At 70.7% G+C, this 18987-nt stretch carries 20 protein-coding genes and 1 pseudogene; 9 read left to right on the forward strand and 12 right to left on the reverse strand.

The genetic code is table 11. The features are described from left to right. Positions 1 to 567: pseudogene (locus tag DQP57_RS05960) on the reverse strand (A/G-specific adenine glycosylase); the annotation flags it as partial. Between DQP57_RS05960 and DQP57_RS05965 the strand changes: the two are divergent. Together DQP57_RS05965 and DQP57_RS05970 are read left to right on the forward strand one after the other, a co-directional pair. Next, entirely contained in the window at positions 566 to 1183 is a 618-nt protein-coding gene (locus DQP57_RS05965; protein ID WP_112632129.1) for a carbonic anhydrase, read from the forward strand. The pseudogene DQP57_RS05960 and the gene DQP57_RS05965 overlap by 2 nt on opposite strands. A gap of 123 nt (positions 1184 to 1306) precedes the next feature. Further along, the gene (locus DQP57_RS05970) at positions 1307 to 2116 is read left to right on the forward strand and encodes a hypothetical protein (RefSeq protein ID WP_112632240.1); all 810 of its coding nucleotides are present in this window, start codon (positions 1307 to 1309) and stop codon (positions 2114 to 2116) included. Between the two features lie 14 nt (positions 2117 to 2130). On the opposite strand, the gene disA is transcribed toward DQP57_RS05970, so the two are convergent. The 3 genes from disA to DQP57_RS05985 are packed head-to-tail and all read right to left on the reverse strand — an operon-like array spanning position 2131 to position 5257. Then, entirely contained in the window at positions 2131 to 3204 is a 1074-nt protein-coding gene (gene disA / locus DQP57_RS05975) for a DNA integrity scanning diadenylate cyclase DisA (protein ID WP_112632130.1), read from the reverse strand. 6 nt (positions 3205 to 3210) lie between these two features. Further along, complete coding sequence (radA, locus tag DQP57_RS05980) at positions 3211 to 4647, reverse strand: DNA repair protein RadA (protein ID WP_112632131.1); 1437 nt, start codon at positions 4645 to 4647, stop codon at positions 3211 to 3213. A gap of 49 nt (positions 4648 to 4696) precedes the next feature. Next, on the reverse strand, positions 4697 to 5257 hold the full coding sequence (locus DQP57_RS05985) for a hypothetical protein (RefSeq protein ID WP_112632132.1): 561 nt from the start codon (positions 5255 to 5257) through the stop codon (positions 4697 to 4699). A gap of 283 nt (positions 5258 to 5540) precedes the next feature. On the opposite strand from DQP57_RS05985, the gene carD reads away from it, so the two are divergent. Genes carD through DQP57_RS06015 form a run of 6 tightly spaced genes read left to right on the forward strand, consistent with a single transcriptional unit; the run spans position 5541 to position 10633 of the window. Beyond that, on the forward strand, positions 5541 to 6029 hold the full coding sequence (gene carD, locus DQP57_RS05990) for an RNA polymerase-binding transcription factor CarD (protein ID WP_007166539.1): 489 nt from the start codon (positions 5541 to 5543) through the stop codon (positions 6027 to 6029). A gap of 16 nt (positions 6030 to 6045) precedes the next feature. Continuing rightward, positions 6046 to 6759: a 2-C-methyl-D-erythritol 4-phosphate cytidylyltransferase gene (ispD, locus tag DQP57_RS05995; protein ID WP_112632133.1), complete on the forward strand. Its 714-nt coding sequence runs from the start codon at positions 6046 to 6048 to the stop codon at positions 6757 to 6759. After that, the gene (ispF, locus tag DQP57_RS06000) at positions 6756 to 7235 is read left to right on the forward strand and encodes a 2-C-methyl-D-erythritol 2,4-cyclodiphosphate synthase (protein WP_112632134.1); all 480 of its coding nucleotides are present in this window, start codon (positions 6756 to 6758) and stop codon (positions 7233 to 7235) included. The genes ispD and ispF overlap by 4 nt, the downstream gene beginning before the upstream one ends. Before the next feature lie 49 nt (positions 7236 to 7284). After that, entirely contained in the window at positions 7285 to 8694 is a 1410-nt protein-coding gene (gene cysS / locus DQP57_RS06005) for a cysteine--tRNA ligase (RefSeq protein WP_112632135.1), read from the forward strand. Positions 8695 to 8705: 11 nt separating this feature from the next. Next, on the forward strand, positions 8706 to 9638 hold the full coding sequence (rlmB, locus tag DQP57_RS06010) for a 23S rRNA (guanosine(2251)-2'-O)-methyltransferase RlmB (protein ID WP_112632136.1): 933 nt from the start codon (positions 8706 to 8708) through the stop codon (positions 9636 to 9638). A gap of 5 nt (positions 9639 to 9643) precedes the next feature. Further along, entirely contained in the window at positions 9644 to 10633 is a 990-nt protein-coding gene (locus DQP57_RS06015; RefSeq protein WP_430918149.1) for a glycerophosphodiester phosphodiesterase, read from the forward strand. Positions 10634 to 10656: 23 nt separating this feature from the next. On the opposite strand, the gene DQP57_RS06020 is transcribed toward DQP57_RS06015, so the two are convergent. From DQP57_RS06020 to DQP57_RS06050, 7 genes are read right to left on the reverse strand one after another with little or no spacing between them, the layout of a single operon-like run. Continuing rightward, complete coding sequence (locus DQP57_RS06020) at positions 10657 to 11898, reverse strand: SLC13 family permease (protein WP_112632138.1); 1242 nt, start codon at positions 11896 to 11898, stop codon at positions 10657 to 10659. A gap of 13 nt (positions 11899 to 11911) precedes the next feature. Beyond that, on the reverse strand, positions 11912 to 12829 hold the full coding sequence (locus tag DQP57_RS06025) for an MBL fold metallo-hydrolase (protein WP_112632139.1): 918 nt from the start codon (positions 12827 to 12829) through the stop codon (positions 11912 to 11914). Continuing rightward, positions 12829 to 13587: a LamB/YcsF family protein gene (locus DQP57_RS06030; RefSeq protein WP_112632140.1), complete on the reverse strand. Its 759-nt coding sequence runs from the start codon at positions 13585 to 13587 to the stop codon at positions 12829 to 12831. Before DQP57_RS06030 ends, DQP57_RS06025 begins: the two co-directional genes overlap by 1 nt. Before the next feature lie 57 nt (positions 13588 to 13644). After that, a complete protein-coding gene (locus DQP57_RS06035; RefSeq protein WP_112632141.1) occupies positions 13645 to 14355 on the reverse strand; it encodes a sensor domain-containing protein in 711 nt (236 codons plus the stop codon). A 36-nt stretch (positions 14356 to 14391) separates the two neighbouring features. Further along, positions 14392 to 15249 (reverse strand): metal ABC transporter permease, encoded by an 858-nt coding sequence (locus DQP57_RS06040; RefSeq protein ID WP_112632142.1) that lies wholly within the window; start codon positions 15247 to 15249, stop codon positions 14392 to 14394. Beyond that, complete coding sequence (locus DQP57_RS06045; RefSeq protein WP_112632143.1) at positions 15249 to 16070, reverse strand: metal ABC transporter ATP-binding protein; 822 nt, start codon at positions 16068 to 16070, stop codon at positions 15249 to 15251. The genes DQP57_RS06040 and DQP57_RS06045 overlap by 1 nt, the downstream gene beginning before the upstream one ends. Further along, positions 16067 to 17005, reverse strand: coding sequence for a metal ABC transporter solute-binding protein, Zn/Mn family (locus DQP57_RS06050; RefSeq protein ID WP_112632144.1), 939 nt, complete (start codon positions 17003 to 17005; stop codon positions 16067 to 16069). Before DQP57_RS06050 ends, DQP57_RS06045 begins: the two co-directional genes overlap by 4 nt. A gap of 128 nt (positions 17006 to 17133) precedes the next feature. Between DQP57_RS06050 and DQP57_RS06055 the strand changes: the two genes are divergently transcribed. Further along, positions 17134 to 18222: a LacI family DNA-binding transcriptional regulator gene (locus DQP57_RS06055; protein ID WP_112632145.1), complete on the forward strand. Its 1089-nt coding sequence runs from the start codon at positions 17134 to 17136 to the stop codon at positions 18220 to 18222. A 6-nt stretch (positions 18223 to 18228) separates the two neighbouring features. Here DQP57_RS06055 and kstR read toward each other — a convergent pair whose 3' ends face one another. Further along, positions 18229 to 18828 (reverse strand): cholesterol catabolism transcriptional regulator KstR, encoded by a 600-nt coding sequence (gene kstR, locus DQP57_RS06060; RefSeq protein ID WP_112632241.1) that lies wholly within the window; start codon positions 18826 to 18828, stop codon positions 18229 to 18231. Positions 18829 to 18987: the final 159 nt, after the last annotated feature.

Genomic DNA, 18987 nt, shown 5'->3' on the forward strand with positions numbered 1-18987 from the left:
CGGTGCGGTGGCGTCGGTGGGCAGCAGCGCCGCCACGTCGGCGTGGTCGCGCGTCGCCGACGGCGCACCCGCGTCGGCCAGGCCGTGCACCGCGCGCGCCACCACGCGGCGCACATTGGTGTCCACCACCGGTACCGACTGGCCGTAGGCGAAACAGGCGATGGCGCGGGCGGTGTAGGCGCCGACGCCGGGCAGCGTCAAAAGGGTGTCGACGTCGTCGGGCACCACGTCACCGTGATCGCGCGCGATCACCGTGGCGCATTCGTGCAACCGCGTGGCCCGGCGCGGATAGCCCAGCTTGCCCCAGGCGCGCAGCACGTCCGCAGCGCTGGCCGCGGCCGTCGCCGACGGGGTGGGCCAGCGCCGCACCCAATCCGTCCAGATCGGCAGCACCCGCGACACCGGGGTCTGCTGCAGCATGAATTCGCTGACCAGGATTTGCCAGGCGCTGACCCCCGGTTCGCGCCACGGCAGATCGCGGCGCGAGCTGTCGTACCAGTGAACAAGATTGGCGACTGATATGAACCCTGCGCCCGCCACCGCCGGTTGCGGCATGATGTCAGCCATGCCTAACACCAACCCGGTAACCGCGTGGAAGTCACTCAAAGAGGGTAACGAGCGATTCGTCGCCGGTAAGCCGCAGCATCCCAGCCAAAGTGTTGAGCATCGAGCCAGCCTGGCCGCGGGCCAGAGCCCCACCGCGGTCGTCTTCGGCTGCGCCGACAGTCGAGTGGCCGCCGAGCTCATCTTCGATCAGGGCCTGGGTGACATGTTCGTGGTGCGCACCGCCGGGCAGGCCATCGACTCGGCGGTGTTGGGCTCCATCGAGTTCGCCGTGGCGGTCCTCGACGTGCCGCTCATCGTCGTGCTGGGTCACGACAGCTGCGGCGCGGTCAAGGCGGCGCTGGCCGCGATCGACGACGGCACCATCCCGGGGGGTTTCGTGCGGGACGTGGTGGAACGCGTGGCGCCGTCGATCCTGATGGGCCGCCGCGAGGGCCTGAGCCGCGTGGACGAGTTCGAGAAGCGACACGTCTGCGAAACGGTTGCGCAGCTGACGTCTCGGTCGGCCGTCATCGCCGAGCGGGTCGCCGCGGGAACGGTGGCCGTGGCCGGAGTCACCTACCACCTCGCCGACGGGCGGGCGGAGTTGTGCGATCACGCCGGCGACATCGGTGAGTAACGCCCAATAGGGCACGCGGGGGGCCGAACATCGGCCGCCCCTACACGCCGGCCGGCCAGCAAACCTCGCGACACGCCGGGGCGGGTCAGCCGAATCGATGTGACCTGGGCCTACGCTGCGAACGTGCTCGATCTGGAACCGCGTGGCCCGCTACCCACCGAGATCTATTGGCGGCGCAGAGGCCTGGCCATTGGTATCGCGGTCGTCGTGATCGGGATCGTGGCCGCCGTCGTCATCGCCTTCATGGGGCACAGCGGGGGAGCCAAGCCCGCCAACGCCGACAAGGCCAGCGCCGCCGCGAACAAGCCGGGATCGCCTGCGCCCCAGGCGCCCCCGCCGCCCGGACCCGAGGGCCCCGCCCCCGCGGTGCCGCCGGCGCAGGGACAGAACCCCGAGACACCCACCCCCACCGCCGCGGTGCAGCCGCCGCCGGTGCTCAAAGAGGGCGACGACTGCCCCGACTCGACGCTGGCGGTCAAGGGCCTGACCAACGCGCCCCAGTACTTCATCGGTGACCAGCCGAAGTTCACCATGGTCGTCACCAACATCGGGCTGGTGGCCTGCAAGCGCGACGTCGGCGCGGCGGTGCTGGCGGCCTACGTCTACTCGCTGGACAACAAGCGGCTGTGGTCGAACCTGGACTGCGCGCCGTCGAACGAGACGCTGATCAAGACGTTCACCCCGGGCGAGCAGGTGACCACCGCGGTGACGTGGACGGGAATGGGCTCGGCGCCGCACTGCCCGCTGCCCCGGCCGGCGATCGGGCCGGGCACCTACAACCTGGTCGTGCAGCTGGGCAACCTGCGCTCGATGCCGGTTCCATTCATCATGAACCAGCCGCCACCGCCGCCGGGCCCGGTGCCCGGACCGGGTCAGCCGGGCGCGGTGCCGCAGCCGGAGGCGCCGCCGATGGCCCCGCCGCCCGCCGGCTGAGGCCGATCGCGCACCTAGCTCAACGAGTCGGTGATCGTCGACTCCGCCAGCTGCGAAAGGCCTTCGCGCACATGGCGGGCCCACATCGCGCCGATGCCGTCGACCGACTGCAGGTCGGTGGCGCTGGCCGCCAGCACGTTCTGCAGCGTCCCGAACGAGCGGACCAACAGGTCGGCGTGCGCGAACTGCAGCCGGGGAATGGCGGCCAGCGCCTGGTAGCCGCGCGGGCTGACCGCCGAATCCTGCGCCTCGGTGGTGGTCGGATATCCGAAAACCTTTGCCAGGATGGTGAAGTCGAGCAGCTCGGTATCCGATAGCGCGTCCAGCTCGTCGAGCGTGGCCGTCATCTGCGCCTCGGACAACGGCTCCGGGCTGGCGTGATAGTCGCGCACGATCAGCTCCCGGGCGTTGTCGTTGCCGCCCAGCAGCTCGTCGAGCTGCAGCCGCAGCTGGCGGCCGTCGGTGCCGAGTTCGACGACGTCGTTGTCGATCACCTGGCCGATCCGCCGGACCAGCTCGAGCCGCTGCACCACCGTCATGACGTCGCGCAGCGTGACGAAGTCCTCGATCTCGGCGCGCGACAGCTGCCTGCTGACCTCGTCGAGCCGGATCTTGTACCGCTCCAGGGTGGCGATGGCCTGGTTGGCTCGCGACAGGATGGTCGCCGAGTCCGCCACCACGTGGCGCTCCCCGCCCACATAGACGGTGACGATGTTCATCGAGTGGCTCACCGAGATCACCGGGTAGCCGGTCTGGATCGCCGCCCGCTCCGCGGACCGGTGCCGAGTTCCCGACTCGTCGGTGGCGATCGAGGGGTCGGGCACCAGCTGGACGTTGGCCCGCACGATGCGGCTGCCGTCGGTGGACAGCACGACGGCGCCGTCCATCTTCGCCAGCTCGCGCAGCCGGGTGGGCGCGTAGCGCACGTCCAGGGCGAAGCCGCCGTCGCAGATGGCCTCCACGGCCTCGTCGTTGCCGAGCACGATCAGCGCGCCGGTGCGGCCACGCAGGATGCGTTCCAGGCCGTCACGCAGGCCGGTGCCAGGGGCCAGGCGGGCGACGGTTTCACGCAGGGTCGGACGGTTCACAGCGAATCATTCTTCAGGCCCGAAGCGCCGTCCGTCCAGCCGTCGCACGTTTGCGGGCATGCCGCCGCGCCGGTCGGCGATGGCGAGCATGTGCTCCATCGCCGCCACGATGGTCGGTGCGCGCAGCGCCCGCATCCCGGCCGGCACGATCTCGCGCCGGGGGTCGTCGCCGTCCGGGATGAGCGCGATGCTGAAGCCCTGGCGGGCGGCTTCGCTCAGCCGCCGCTCCATGCCGCTGACGCGGCGCAGGTCCCCGGCAAGCCCCACCTCGCCGATCATCACCGCGGTGGTGGGCAGCGGCAGGTCGGCAAGCGCCGACGCCAGCGCCACCGCGACCGCCAGATCCGACGACGGGTCGGTCAGCCGCATGCCGCCGACGGTGGACAGGTAGATGTCGTGGGCCCCGACCGGTAGCTTGGCGTGCTTTTCCAGCACCGCGGTGATCATCGCGGCCCGGGAATGGTCGATGCCGCTCACGGCGCGGCGCGGCGAGCCGCCCTGCGGCGTGGCGAGCAGCGCCTGCACCTCGCCGATGAGCGGTCGTTTGCCGTCGAGTGTCACCGTGATCGCGGTGCCCGGCACCGGGGCCGGACGCTGATCCAAGAACAGGTTCGACGGGTCGGCGACGCCCTCGATCCCGTTGTCGTGCAACAGGAAACAGCCGACCTCGTCGGCGGCGCCGAACCGGTTCTTGATCCCCCGCACCATCCGCAGCGAGCCGTTGCGGTCGCCCTCGAAGTGCAGCACCACGTCGACGAGATGCTCGAGGGAACGCGGCCCGGCGATGGCCCCGTCCTTGGTGACGTGCCCGACCAGGATCAGCGCCACCCCGTTCGTCTTGGCCGCGGCGGTCAGGGCCGACGTCACCGCGCGGACCTGCGTGACGCCCCCGGCCACGCCGTCGGCCTCGGTGGTGGACATGGTCTGCACGGAGTCCACGATCACCAGCGCGGGCTTGACCGTGGCGATGTGCTCGAGCACGGTGTGCAGGTCGGATTCGGCCGCCAGGTAGAGCTCGTCGCTGCCGCAGCCGATGCGGTCCGCGCGCAGCCGGATCTGGCCGGCGGACTCCTCGCCGGAGATGTACAGGGCGCGGCGGCCCGACTTCGCCCAGCGATGCGCGACCTCGAGCAGCAGCGTCGACTTGCCCACCCCGGGATCGCCGGCCAGCAGCGTGACCGAGCCGGGCACCACGCCGCCGCCGAGCACGCGGTCGAGTTCGTCTACCCCCGTCGTGCGGTGCTGGCTGGCGTTGGGCTCGATGGACGTGATCGGCACGGCCGGTGCGGCCGCGGCCAGGCCGCTGCGGCGCCCGGCGACCGCGCTGAGAACCGGGACCTCGTCAACCGTGCCCCAGGTGCCGCACTCCAGGCAGCGACCCACCCACTTCGCGGTGACGTGCCGACATTCCGAACAGCGGTATTGCTTGCGCGCGGTTGCCACGCCATGACGGTATCGAGCCGCTACGACAAGCCCGTGTCACGACAGGCGGTTAGCCCGCCTGGTTTCGCTGCGGAGGCGCCAGCCCGGCCGAGATCGGCACCGAGACGGTCGCCTGGCCGGCCTTCTCGAAATTGAAGGTGAAGTTGTAGGTCAGCCCGTTGGAGATGGGCTTGGTCAGATTGACGGTCGCCTTGGCCGCGGCGGTGTTCGCACCGACCGGACCCGGCGCCACCTTCTCACCCTCGGGCGTGCCGATGAACAGCGATCCGCCGGCGGGCAGCCGGGCGTCGCCGCTGACCGTCACCGTGCCGATGTCGCTGCTCACGCCGACGAGCCGGTCGGGCGTGTTCGGCGACAGGTTGACCGCCACCAGCACCAGGTCCACGGTGCGGCCGGGCTGCAGGTAGTCGCCGGTTTGGTAGGCCTGGATCCGGATGTCGCGCAGCGCCACGTTGTTGAACGTGACCTTGTTGCCGTTGATGGCGGGCTCCTGGACCGCCATCTGCGAGACCTGTCCGGCTCCGCAACCGCTCACCAGAGCGGCCAGAGCGGCCAGCACGCCGGCGACGGCGAGCGCGGGAAGGCCGAGGCGGATCTTGAAGCGGTTCACTCTCTCGAGCCTCCTGCTGTTCGACTGATGCAACTATGCACAGTAGTAGGGACGTCTCGCGCGCGGTAGCGCGGGGCGCCAGACCAGCGCCGGAGCGCTGCCAGCGAGGGTTTCAAGGCCGCCGCCGGGCCGCGTCGGGGCCGTTGGTAAGGTGTTGCACTGCACGACTTGGTCCGCATGTCAACCCCTAATCTGCGCGTGTTGTGCCCCTGACCTGCATCGTTGCTTCGCGCGTAGTTGGGCGGCCGTGTTAGGATGAAGTAACGAAAGGGGCTCGAATCAGATGATCTTCAAGGTCGGCGACACCGTTGTTTACCCGCATCACGGTGCTGCGTTAGTCGAGGCGATCGAAACCCGGACGATCAAAGGGGAACAAAAAGAATATCTCGTCTTGAAGGTGGCGCAGGGCGACCTGACCGTTCGAGTTCCCGCCGACAACGCTGAGTACGTGGGTGTCCGCGACGTCGTCGGACAAGAGGGTCTGGACAAGGTGTTCCAGGTGCTGCGGGCCCCGCACACCGAGGAGCCGACGAACTGGTCGCGCCGCTACAAGGCGAACCTCGAAAAGCTCGCCTCCGGCGACGTCAACAAGGTCGCCGAGGTAGTCCGCGACCTGTGGCGTCGCGATCAGGAGCGTGGCTTGTCGGCCGGCGAGAAGCGGATGCTGGCCAAGGCCCGCCAGATTCTGGTCGGTGAGTTGGCGCTGGCCGAGAGCACCGACGACGCCAAGGCCGAGACCATCCTCGACGAGGTGCTCGCCGCCGCTTCCTGAAGGTCCTGACACTTCGGTGGCCCCGGAGACGGGCGCGTCAGGCAACGTAGTCGCAGTCGTCCCCGCCGCAGGGTCGGGCGAACGACTGGCCGCAGGAATTCCCAAGGCATTCTGTTTGGTCGACGGCCGCACGCTGCTGCAGCGCGCGGTCGCCGGTTTGTTGGACTCCGGGGTGGTCGATCACGTCGTGGCGGCCGTTCCCGCCGACCGGATCGACGAGGCCACACGGGTTCTGGCCGATCACGTCGGGGCCGGCCACGCCACCGTCGTCGCCGGCGGGACCGACCGCACCGAGTCCGTCCACCTGGCCCTGGCGGCCATACCCACGGCCGCGCCCGAGTTCGTGCTGGTGCACGACGCGGCGCGGGCGCTGACGCCCCCGTCGCTGATCGCCCGTGTGGTGGCGGCGCTGCGGGCCGGCCACGACGCCGTGGTGCCCGCCCTGCCCCTGCATGACACCATCAAGGCCGTGGACGCCAACGGGGCGGTGCTGGGGACGCCGGAACGCGCCGGGCTGCGTGCCGTGCAGACCCCGCAGGGCTTCGCGACCGCTCTGCTGTTGCGCGCCTACGGGACCTATCGGGCCGGTCGGCACGCCGGCTTCACCGACGACGCGTCGCTGGTCGAGCATGTCGGTGGCCGGGTCCAGGTGGTCGACGGCGACCCGCTGGCATTCAAGATCACCACCCAGCTCGATTTGCTGCTGGCCGAAGCCGTCGTGCGCCGGTGAACGCCCTGCCAAGAGTCGGCCTCGGCGTCGACGTGCACCCCATCGAACCCGGGCGGCCGTGCTGGCTGCTGGGCCTGCAGTTCGCCGACGCCGACGGCTGCGCCGGGCATTCCGACGGCGACGTCGCGGCGCACGCGCTGTGCGACGCGGTGTTGTCGGCCGCCAGGCTGGGCGACCTCGGGGAGGTGTTCGGGGTCGACGATCCGCGCTGGACCGGGGTCAGCGGCGCCGACATGCTGCGCCACGTCGCGGATCTGGCGTCGCACCACGGCTTCCGGGTGGGCAACGCGGCCGTGCAGGTCATCGGGAACCGGCCGAAGATCGGTCCCCGCCGCGCCGAGGCGCAGCGGGTGCTCTCGGAATTGCTGGGCGCCCCGGTGTCGGTGTCGGCGACGACGACCGACGGGTTGGGCCTGACCGGACGCGGTGAGGGCCTCGCCGCCATCGCCACCGCGCTGGTCGTCTCCGCCGGGTAAGCACGCTCAGCGCCGGGGGCCGCGGAACTACCCGGTAAGCTGGCACGTCGTGACCGATCAGGCCCGCTTGCGGCTCCACGACACGGCGGCGGGTGCCGTGCGTGATTTCGTTCCGCTGCGCGAGGGCCACGTCTCCATCTATCTGTGTGGCGCGACGGTCCAGGGGCTGCCGCACATCGGCCACGTCCGCAGCGGGGTGGCCTTCGACATCCTGCGCCGATGGCTGATCGCGCGCGGCTGCGACGTCGCGTTCATCCGCAACGTCACCGACATCGACGACAAGATCCTCAACAAGGCCGCCGCGGCGGGCAGGCCGTGGTGGGAATGGGCGGCCACCTACGAGCGGGCCTTCAGCGCCGCCTACGACGCGCTGGACGTGTTGCCGCCGTCGGCCGAGCCGCGGGCCACCGGGCACATCACCCAGATGGTCGAATTGATGGGACGGCTGATCGACACCGATCACGCCTACGCCGCGGGCGGCGACGTGTACTTCAACGTGCTCAGCTACCCCGAATACGGGCAGCTGTCCGGGCACAAGATCGACGACGTCCATCAGGGCGAGGGCGTGGCCACCTGCAAACGCGATCAGCGCGACTTCACGCTGTGGAAGGCCGCCAAGCCCGGCGAGCCGTCCTGGCCCACCCCGTGGGGCCGCGGCCGCCCGGGGTGGCACCTCGAATGTTCCGCGATGGCCCGCACCTACCTGGGTCCGGAGTTCGACATCCATTGCGGCGGAATGGATTTGGTCTTCCCGCACCACGAGAACGAGATCGCCCAGAGCCGCGCCGCCGGCGACGGGTTCGCCCGCTACTGGCTGCACAACGGCTGGGTGACGATGGGCGGCGAGAAGATGAGCAAATCGCTGGGCAACGTGCTGGCCATACCGGCGCTGCTGCAGCGGGTGCGCGCGGCCGAGCTGCGCTACTACCTGGGCAGCGCCCACTACCGCTCGATGCTGGAATTCTCCGAGACCGCGCTGCAGGACGCGGTGAAAGCCTATGTCGGCGTTGAGGAATTTCTGCACCGCGTCCGGGTGCGGGTGGGCGGCGTCGAACCCGGGCAATGGACCGACCGCTTCGCCGATGCCCTCAACGACGACCTGGCCGTGCCGGCCGCGCTGGCCGAGGTGCACCAGGCGCGCGCCGAGGGCAACCGGGCGCTGGACTCCGGCGATCATGAAGGCGCGCTGCGGCACGCGGGCGCGATCCGCGCGATGATGGGCATCCTGGGCTGCGACCCGCTCGACGAGCGCTGGGAGACCCGCGACGAGACGTCGGCGGCCCTGGCCGCCGTCGACGTGCTGGTCCAGGCGGAGCTGAAGAATCGGCAGAAGGCGCGCGAGGAACGCAACTGGGCGCTGGCCGACGAGATCCGCGACCGGCTCAAGGACGCCGGCATCGAGGTCACCGACACCGCCGACGGGCCGCAGTGGTCGCTGCAGGCCAGTCCCGAGCAGTAGGGGCGGACTAGATGGCCGGCAACTCGCGCCGCCGTGGGGCGATACGCAAAGAGGGCACCAAGAAGGGACCGACCGTGGGCTCGGGGGGCCAGCGCCGCCGCGGCCTGGAAGGTCGTGGCCCCACCCCGCCCGCGCACCTGCGGCCCAATCATCCGGCCGCCAAGCGCGCCAAGGCCCAGAGCCGCCGGCCCGCGCGCGGTAAGACCGACGAATCCGAGACGGTGCTGGGCCGCAACCCGGTGCTGGAGTGCCTGCGGGCCGGGGTGCCGGCCACCGCGCTCTACGTCGCGCTGGGCACCGACGCCGACGAGCGGCTCACCGAATCCGTCACGCGCGCAGCGGATTTGGGCATCTCCATCCTGGAGGTGCCGCGCACCGATCTGGACCGGATGACCAGCAACCACCTGCACCAGGGCATCGCGTTGCAGGTGCCGCCGTACAACTACGCACACCCCGACGATCTGGTCGGCGCCGCGCTCGCCTCGCCGCCGGCGCTGCTGGTCGCGCTGGACAACATCTCCGACCCCCGCAACCTGGGTGCCATCGTCCGTTCGGTGGCCGCGTTCGGCGGCCACGGGGTGCTGATCCCGCAGCGCCGATCGGCCTCGGTGACGGCGGTGGCATGGCGTACCAGCGCCGGGGCCGCGGCCCGCATCCCGGTGGCGCGGGCCACCAATCTGACCAGAACACTGACGGATTGGGCCGGTCGCGGGCTGCGGGTGATCGGGCTGGACGCCGGCGGTGACACCACGCTCGACGACATCGACGGCACCGATCCGCTGGTGGTCGTCGTGGGATCGGAAGGCAAGGGCCTTTCGCGGTTGGTGCGGCAGAACTGCGACGAGGTCGTGTCCATCCCGATGGCGGGGGACACCGAATCGCTGAACGCGTCGGTGGCCGCCGGGGTGGTGCTCGCCGAAATCACCCGCCAGCGCAGGGGTTGACATCGGTGCCCGACCGGCCCGCGCGGCTCCGTGCGGCGCTGGCGGTGCTGCTGGTCGTCGTCGCGTTGCCGTTCGGCGTCGCCCGCGCCGCCGCACCGGAATTCGATCTTCAGGCCCATCGTGGCGGCCGCGGCGAGACCACCGAGGAATCCCTGCGCGCGTTCGCCAAGGCGCTCGAATTGGGCGTCAGCACATTGGAACTCGACATCGTGCTCACCGAGGACGGGCAACCGCTGGTGTGGCACGACCCGACGATCCTGGCCGAGAAGTGCGCCGACACCGCGCCCGCGTTCGCCGGGGACCCGCAGTATCCGTACGTCGGCAAGCTCGTGCACGAACTCACGCTGGCCCAGGTCGACACCCTGGATTGCGGCCGCCCGCTCGCTGACTATCCCCGGGCCGAAGTGGTGCGGGGCAACAAGATAGCGACGCTGCCGCAGGTTTTTGCGCTCGCCGACTCGTACGGCGCCGGCGCGGTGCGCTACAACATCGAAACCAAGGTGGAGGCCGACCGCCCCGGCGCGTCCGCCGATCCGCAGCAGGCCGTCGACGCGGTACTGGCCGCCGTCAGGTCGGCGGGCAAGGCCGACCGGGTGGAGATTCAGAGCTTCGACTGGCGCACCCTGCCGCTGGTGCGGCGCGCCGAGCCGTCAATTCCGTTGGTGGCCTTGTACGACGAGCACACCTGGGCGCCGGCCTCGCCGTGGCTGGGCGGGGTGAACCCCGCGTTCGTCGGCGACCCGTTGATCGGCGCGCGGATGGTGGGCGCGGACATCGTTGCGCCCGACTATCGGCTGGTCACCGGCCGGTCGTTCGTCGACCGTGCGCATGCGTTGGGGCTCAAGGTGATTCCGTGGACGGTCGACGATGCCGTGGAGATGCGCCGGCAGATCGGTTACGGCGTCGACGGCATCATCACCGACTACCCGACGTCGTTGCGCGGTGTGCTCGCCGAACTGTCGATACCGTTGCCGCCGGCCTACCGGCGGGGCTAGTGCCCGTGCGGCCCGCCCAAGCCCTAGAGGCCCAGCAGCCGCGCCGAGGCCCACAGCGCGAGCACCGCCACCGCCAGCGACGCGGGCACCGTGCACACGCCCAGGCGGGTGTATTCGGCGACGCCGGCATCGACGTCGTGCTGGCGTAACACGCGCCGCCACAACAGGTTTGACAGCGACCCGACGTAGGTCAGGTTGGGCCCGATGTTGACCCCGATGAGCACCGCCAGCACGGCCACCGGCCCGCTCGGCGCGACCAGCGGCAGCAGCACGAGCGTGGCGGGCAGGTTGTTGACGACGTTGGCCAGCACGGCGGCTATCGCGGCGACGGCCAGCAGCGCGGGCAGGCTCGAACCCGACGGCAGCACCGCCGACATCGCCCGGTCCATCCCGTTGAGCATGACCGCCTGCACCACGACGCCCAGCGCCAGCACGAACACCAGGAACGAGACGTTGACCGAGCGCACGATGTCGGATACCGACGTGTGCCGATGGCGCAGGCTGCGCACCGCCAGCACCGCGGCGCCGCACAACGCCACCCAGGCCGGGGCCAGGCCCACGGACTGCGCGACCGCGAAGCCGGCGAGCGTCAGCGCCACGACCACCAGCACGAACACCGGCGGGCGCGTCGGCGCGCCCAGCTGCTCCGGGTCGGGCTGCACCCGCAGGTCCTTGGCGAAAAACCACCGGAAGATCACGTAGAGGACGGCGATGGCCCCCGCCCACGGCGCGGCCATCGCGAGGGTGAACTTCGTGAACGAGATGTTCGCGGTATGGAAGGCCAGCAGGTTGGTCAGGTTCGACACCGGCAGCAACAGCGATGCGCCGTTGGCCAGGTGGGCGGTGGCGTAGGCATAGGGCCGCACCCGGGTGCGCTGCCGGCGGACGGCGGCCAGCACCACCGGCGTCAGCAGCACCACGGCGGCGTCCAGGCTCAGCACCGCGGTGATGAGCGAGGCGATGACGAACACCCGCCGCAGCAGCCCGCCCGACCCGACCCGGCCCCGGGTGATCGCCGCGCCCGCGGCCTCGAACAGGCCCTCGTCGTCGCACAGCTTGGCCAACACCAGCACCGCGCCCAGGAACGCGACCACCCCGGACAGATCGGCGATCTGTTTGGCCGCCTGGTGCACCGAGATCGCGCCGACGGCGATCAGGATCAGGGCGGCCGGGACGGCGGCCAGCGCCTCGGGCCAACCCCCGGGGCGCGCGACGGCGAACGCGAGGACAACGGCAAGCAGCAACAGCGCAAGCGTCAGGGCCAATGTCTGAACCGCTCTACTTCCACGGGTTTTCGCGCCGCCACACCGTGGGCAGGTGCACCGAGACCCCATCCTGCGCCGCCAGCTCGTCGAGGATGCGCACGGAGACGTCCAGGTCGTCGCCGGCATAGGGCAAGGCCCGCAACGGCTTTGTCAGCGGGCGGAAGAAGTCGTCCCAGTGGATCAGGATCACCCGGCGCGCCCCCACCGCGCGCACGGTCTCGGTCCAGTAGTCGACCAGGTAGGACCGCGGCCGCAGGCCGAGCTGCCCGACGGACAGGTACACCGCGTCGGCGCGGTGGCCGGCCAGGGCGCCCGTGACGAAGCCGGCGCTGCCCTGGATCAGCAGCCGCCGGTCCGTCGGCCGATGGTGCACCAGCGTCGACCACGACTCCCCGCAGCGGTACGCCGACGCCCGCGCCGGCGGGGTCACCGGTTCGTCGATGACGCCGGGAAACCGGTCGGGCGGGCAGTGGTGCGATTCGATCAGGGTGACGTCGTAGGCGCCGAGCCGGATCGGTTCGCCGCCCACCGCGACGACGATCCGGTTCTCCGGCAGGCCGTATCCCCGCCCGACGTTCGCCGCGGACTGCCCGCCCACCAGCTGCGCGCCGGTGCGGTCGGCGACGAGTGCGGAATCCAGCACGTGGTCGAAGTGGGTGTGCACCGGGATGACCGCCGCCAGGCGCGAGACCTTGGCCCGCGCAAGGCATCCGTCGACGCGCGCGGGCGAGGGAGCCACCTTGCCGGCCGCGATCGCGGCCAGCCCGGGCCGGGAGAAGTAGCCGTCGGTCATCAAGGCCGACGAACCGTCGTCGATCAGCAGAGTCGCCACGCCGATCCAGGTCACCGAGAGCCCGTCGGGTTCGGCGGCGGGGGCGTCGAACCGGTCCGCGTACCGCGCGATGTCGGGACGCCCGAGTTTCAACCGCATCAGCAGAACGCCCGGATCTCGACGCCTGCCGTGGCGAGGCGATCGCGGACGGCGGCGGCGATCTGCACCGCTCCCGGCGAATCGCCGTGCACGCACACCGATTCCACGTTCAGCGTGAGTTGGGTGCCGTCGATCGCGGTGACCTGACCCGTATCGACCATGGTCGCTACCCGGTCGGCGATCACCGCCGGGTCCGCCAGCACCGCGCCCTGCTCCCGGCGCGACACCAGCCGGCCGTCGGGCCGGTAGGCCCGGTCGGCGAAAGCCTCTGCGACGGTGCGTAATCCGCCCCGGGCGGCTTCGTCGAAGAACGCCGATCCCGTCATGCCCAACACCGGCAACCCCGCGTCCACCAGGCGCACCGCCTCGGCTACGGCCGCGGCCTGTTCGACGTGGGTCACGATCGTGTTGTACAGCGCGCCATGCGGTTTGACGTAAGACACCGTGGAGCCGGCCGCGTGCGCGATCGCCCGCAGCGCGCCGATCTGATACACCACGTCGGCGGTCAGGTCCTCGGGGGCGACGTCGATGAACCGCCTGCCGAACCCGGCCAGGTCGCGATAGCTCACCTGCGCCCCGATGCGAACCCCACGCCGCGCGGCCGACCGGCACACCCGCAGCAGGCCCGCCGGGTCACCGGCATGGAAGCCGCACGCGACGTTGGCGCTGGTGACGACGCCGAGCATGGCGTCGTCGTCCCCCAGGCGCCAGACACCGAAGCCCTCGCCCAGGTCGGCGTTGAGGTCGATAGCGGCCACCCGCTCAGCTTATGGGGGCGACCCGCGCCGGCGCAGGCGAGGAGGCGCGGCGCCCGGCTACTGCCTGGTGACCTTGGCCGCGATCTGCTCGGCGAGGTCGACGGCGGACCCACCGGGCAGGAAGGAGCCGCAGGTGGCGACGTCGATGACGACGTTGTTGCGTGCGGTCAGCGCCCGCTGGCACGTCCAGCCGTCGCTGCTGTCCTGAACTTCGGAGGTGCTCAGCATGCCCGCGATCTTGTGGACCTCGCCAACTGTCCACCCGATTTCGGGCTTGCCGCTGGGATGTTCGGAGAACTTGCGGTTGGCGCAGGCGGACCACCGACGCACCGAGGCGTCGTAGAAGGCGTTGGCCTTGCGCGCCGACGGGTAGGCGATCACGGCCTGGATGGCGGAGTCGTTGCGGACCGCCGGGTCATCGAAGCTGTCGTCGAGGCGCTGGCCACGCACCGCGATCCAGCCGGTGTCCGCGTAGACGGCTTCCTGGGCCGGGCCGTCCATCGCCAGGCAGCTCTTGTCGCTGAAAGTCGAGCTCCAGTCCCACATCGCCTGCACGCCGTAGCGCAGTCGCATCCCGGAGGTGAGCAAGGAGTTGATCTGGTCCACGTCGAGCAGCAGCCCGTCCAGGGCCGCGGCGGCCACCGGGGTTTGGGGCAGGGGACCGGAGGTGTCCGCGGGCGACGCGCTGCCGCCGACGACGGTGGTGCAGCCGGTCACCAGGACGGACGCCGCCGCCTGCACCAGAAACGCGATTCGCCCGCGCACCACTGCCTCCCGGACGTGGGGCCTATGTGTGGGCCCAGCTTAGGCGGCGGATCGCCGGCGCCCGATCAGCCAGCACGCCAGATAGATCAGGAACGAGATGCTCGCAACGAAGACCGACACCGGCACGCCGGGCGCCAGCGACAGCACCAGACCCCCGACCGCGGACACCTCGGCGAACACCACCGAGGTCACCATCGCCGCCGCCGGCGAGGCGACCACCCGGGCCGCCGCGGCCGCCGGTGTGATCAACAACGACATCACCAGCAGCGCACCGACGATCTGCACCGCCTGGGCCGCGACCACCCCGACCAGGGCGGCGAACACGATGCCCAGCCCGTAGACCGGCACCCCGCGGGCGGCGGCGACGTCGGGATCGACCGTGGCGAACAGCAGCGGGCGGTAACACGTCGCCAGCACGGCGATGACGAGCACGCAGACCAGCGCCAGCATCGTCAGGCCCGTGTAGCCCACCCCGACGATCTGGCCGGTCAGCAGGGCGAAACTGGTCGACGTGCGGCCCGGGTAGAGGTGAATGAACAACACCGCCAGCCCCAGCCCGAACGCCAGCACCACGCCGATCACCGAATCGCGTTCCCGGTCGCGCCGCCCGAGCACGCCGAACAGCGCCGCGGCCAGGGCGCTGCCGATCAGCGCGCCGATGCCCACGCCGAACCCGACCAGCAGCGCGAAAGCGGCTCCGGTCAGCGACAATTCGCTGGAACCGTGTACGGCGAACGACATCTGCCGCATCACGATGAACGGGCCGATCAGCCCGGCCACCAGTCCCAGCAGGGCGGCCGCCACCAGCGCCTGCTGCACGAAGTCGTGGGCGAGGAGGTGTGCGGTGACGTCGAACGAGAATAGGTGGTCCAGAAGGCCGGCGAGCCGATGCTCCATCAGCCGTGCCCGTCGTCACGAGCGCCGGCCACCACGTAGCCGTCCTTGACCTTCACCACCTGGATGTCGGATTGGTACAGCGCCGAGAGGGTTTGGCTGGTCATCACCTGCTCGACGGTGCCGATCTCGAACCGCCCGTCGACCAGATACAGCAGCCGGTCCACGTAGGGCAGGATCGGGTTGATCTCGTGGGTGACGACGATGACCGTGGTCGCGGCGTCCTGGCGGCGCCGCTCGATCAGCGCCGATACCAGCCTGGCGTTCGCCGGGTCCAGCGTCAGCAGCGGTTCGTCGCACAACAACAGCAGCGGGTCGCTGACCAACGCCTGCGCGATGCGCACCCGCTGCAACTCGCCGCCCGACATCATCCCGACCCGGACGTCCGCCAGGTGTTCGCCGTTGACCTGGCGCAGCGCCTGCCGCACGGCCGCGCGCCGGCGGGCCCGGTCCGCGGACCGCAGCGGGAGGGCGCCCCAGCGGCGCCCGTCGATGCCCAGCCGAACCAAATCGCGTCCGCGCAGCATCACGTCGGCGTCCATCGGATGGTGTTGGGGCACATAGCCGATGCGTCCGCTGCCCGAGGTGATCGGCTTGCCGTCCACCAGCCCGACGCCGGCGCTCAGTGCCAGCCGCCCGAGCAGCACCTTGAGCAGCGAGGTCTTGCCGCTGCCGTTCGGGCCCAGCACCGCGATGAACTCGCCGCGCGACACCGACAGGTCCAGGTGGTCCCACAGCACGCGGTCGCCGAAGGACAGCCGCGCTCCGCGCAGCGTGACGGTTTCCGCGGGGTTCTCGATGGCCGCGACGGGCTCGAGGCTCACGACGGCACAGGCCGGCTCGACCGCAGCGCGGCCTGCAGCTGATTGACCGTATTACGTTGCCAGGCAAGGTATTCCGTGCCGTCGGTCAGTGTTTCGGACACGTCGGTGACCGGGACGCCGGCCCGCCGTGCGGCGTCGCGCAGCCCGTTGATCGCGGTGGTGGAGGTCTGCGGGTTGACCAGCACCACCGACACCTGACGGCGGTTGACCAGGTCGAGGACCACCGCCATGTCGGCCGGCGCTGGATCGGTCTCGTTCTCGATGGCCGCCTCGAACGCGGGCGGGGTCCGGTTCACCAGACCCGTCGCCTTCATCAGATAGAACGCGACCGGTTCGGTCGCGACCACCGAGGTGTTGGGGTAGGTGGTCGCGATCGCGTGTTCGGCGCCGGCGATCGAGTCGGCGTCGCGGCCGAACGCGGCGGCGTTGGCCCGGTATTCGCCGGCGTTGCCCGCGTCGATCGCCGCGAGGCGCTCGGCGATGGTGCTCGCCACCGATTTGGCGACGCCCAGGTCGTAGAAGACGTGCTCGTTGCGCGGTCCTGCGTCGTCGCTCAGAAACGAGTAGGCATTGACCGGCTTGGCGTCGGGGTGCCGCGCCAGCACGTTGTCGACCCAGCCGTCGTAACCGCCGCCGTTGAAGACCACCAGCGGCGCGTCGGCGATCGCGGCGGCGTCGGCGGGACTGACCTCATAGGAGTGCGGGTCGATGTCCGCCCCGCTGAGAATGGATTTGACGGCGACACGGCGGCCGGTGACGGCGCGCACCACGCTGCCCCACACGTCGGTGGAGGCGACGACGGACATCGGGCGCGAATGCGCCGCTGTACCGCAGCCGGCGAGCACCGCGCCGCCGGCCAACGCCAGGGCGGCCGCCAGCCATCGCGTCGCGTCGGCGGTTCTGGCCGTAGCCGTTCGTTGCCGCGTCGGTGCCATGCGCACGTCCGATTTCCTCCCGCCGGCCAGTCAGCCGATCCACAATACTAATGAAAACCGTTTCCATTACAAAGCCGCAAGCTGAAGCGCGTACGCGCGGGCCCCGATCCGCTGTAGCCTCACCGAACGTGAGTCCCACACCACGCCGGCGTGCGACTCTGGCGTCGTTGGCCGACGAGCTCAACGTTTCGCGCACGACGATCTCGAACGCCTTCAACCGGCCCGATCAGCTCTCCCCGGACCTGCGTGAGCGCGTGCTGGCGACGGCCAAGCGGCTGGGCTACGCCGGCCCCGATCCGGTGGCGCGATCGTTGCGGACCCGCAAGGCCGGCGCGGTCGGTCTGGTGATGGCCGAACCGCTGCCGTATTTCTTCAGCGACCCGGCCGCACGCGACTTCGTCACCGGGGTGGCGCAGTCCTGCGAAGCGCTGGGCCAGGGCCTGCTGCTGGTGGCCGTCGGACCCAGCCGCAGCCTCAAAGACGGCACGGCCGCGGTGCTTTCGGCCGGCGTGGACGGCTTCGTGGTCTATTCGGTGTGCGACGAAGATCCCTACCTGCAGGTGGTGTTGCAGCGCCGGCTGCCGATCGTGGTGGTCGACCAGCCCAAGGGGCTGGCCGGGGTCTCGCGGGTGGGTATCGACGACCGCGCGGCGATGCGCGGGCTCGCCGACTACGTGCTGGGCCTGGGGCATCGCGAGATCGGGCTGCTGACCATGCGGTTGGGCCGGGACCGGCGCCAGGGCCTGGTGGATCCCGACCGGCTGCGCTCACCCGCGTTCGACGTGCAGCGGGAGCGGATCATGGGCGTGTGGGAGGCGATGACGGCCGCCGGCGTGGAGCCCGATTCATTGACCGTGGTGGAGAGCTACGAGCACCTGCCCGAATCGGGCGGCGCGGCCGCCCAGGCGGCGCTGGAGGCCAATCCGCGGATCACCGCGCTGATGTGCACCGCGGACATCCTGGCCCTGTCGGCCATGGATTACCTGCGCGCACACGGCATTTACGTGCCGGGGCAGATGACCGTCACCGGATTCGATGGGGTGCCCGAGGCGATCAACCGCGGGCTGACCACGGTGTCGCAGTCCAGCCTGCAGAAGGGCCGCAGGGCCGGGGAGCTGTTGTTGCAGCCGCCACGCACGGGCACGCCGGGCCTGCCCGTCGTCGAATTGTTGGACACCGAACTCATCCGGGGCCGCACCGCGGGCCCGCCGGCGTGAGCCGGCCTACTTGGAGTCCTGGTCGCCGATCAGCAACCGCACGGCCAGGTCCAGCCGCTTGCTGACGTCGGTCGCCGAGGCGCGCCGGGTGAGCCACGCCAGCAGGTTCGACAGCCACACGTCCGAGATCACCCGGGCGATGTGGTACTGGTCCTCGGTCGGTTCGCCATCGGCCATCGCGCGCGCGAACATCGAATCGATGAGCTTCTCGACCTGGTCGACCTCGCTGGCCGCCGAGGCGTCGGCGAACACGTAGGCGCGGGCCATCGCCTCGGTGAGCAGGGGGTTGCGCTGCATCGCGCGGTTGAGCTTGGCCACCATGAAGTTGAGCCGCTGGAAGGGTGTGCCGCCGGTGATCGCCGAGCGGTCCGTCTTGGCGTCGATGCGGCTGAACTCGCGGCCCAGCGCCGACACCAGCAGGTGCACCTTCGACGGGAAATACCGGTACAGCGTCCCCACCGCGACGTCGGCGCGATCGGCCACCGCGCGCATCTGAACCGCCTCGTAGCCGCCCTTGGAGGCGATGGCCATGGTGGCATCGAGGATGCGCTTGCGGCGTTCGCGCTGCGCCTCCGACCCCAGTTCGGACTCCGCCAGTACCGCCACGTTCATGACCTCGCGCGGCTGCGCGTCAGACACGCGGCTCGGATTTGCGTCGGCTGGCATGTGACGGTTTGCTCCTGTTCCCGGCGGTTCGTTTGCAAACGATACGCATTCTGCGTGTGAATTTCCCACCTCCGTACCGCCGCGGACAAGCGCATGTGC

It is taken from the genome of Mycobacterium colombiense (genome assembly GCF_003284935.1).
Lineage (GTDB): Bacteria > Actinomycetota > Actinomycetes > Mycobacteriales > Mycobacteriaceae > Mycobacterium > Mycobacterium arosiense_A.

Excerpts from the sequence above, each read along its gene's own strand:
- DQP57_RS05965 (WP_112632129.1), top strand. The coding sequence starts at position 566 with ATGCCTAACACCAACCCGGTAACCGCGTGGAAGTCACTCAAAGAGGGT.
- carD (WP_007166539.1), top strand. The coding sequence starts at position 5,541 with ATGATCTTCAAGGTCGGCGACACCGTTGTTTACCCGCATCACGGTGCT.
- rlmB (WP_112632136.1), top strand. The coding sequence starts at position 8,706 with ATGGCCGGCAACTCGCGCCGCCGTGGGGCGATACGCAAAGAGGGCACC.
- DQP57_RS06025 (WP_112632139.1), bottom strand. The coding sequence starts at position 12,829 with ATGCGGTTGAAACTCGGGCGTCCCGACATCGCGCGGTACGCGGACCGG.
- DQP57_RS06040 (WP_112632142.1), bottom strand. The coding sequence starts at position 15,249 with ATGGAGCATCGGCTCGCCGGCCTTCTGGACCACCTATTCTCGTTCGAC.
- DQP57_RS06050 (WP_112632144.1), bottom strand. The coding sequence starts at position 17,005 with ATGGCACCGACGCGGCAACGAACGGCTACGGCCAGAACCGCCGACGCG.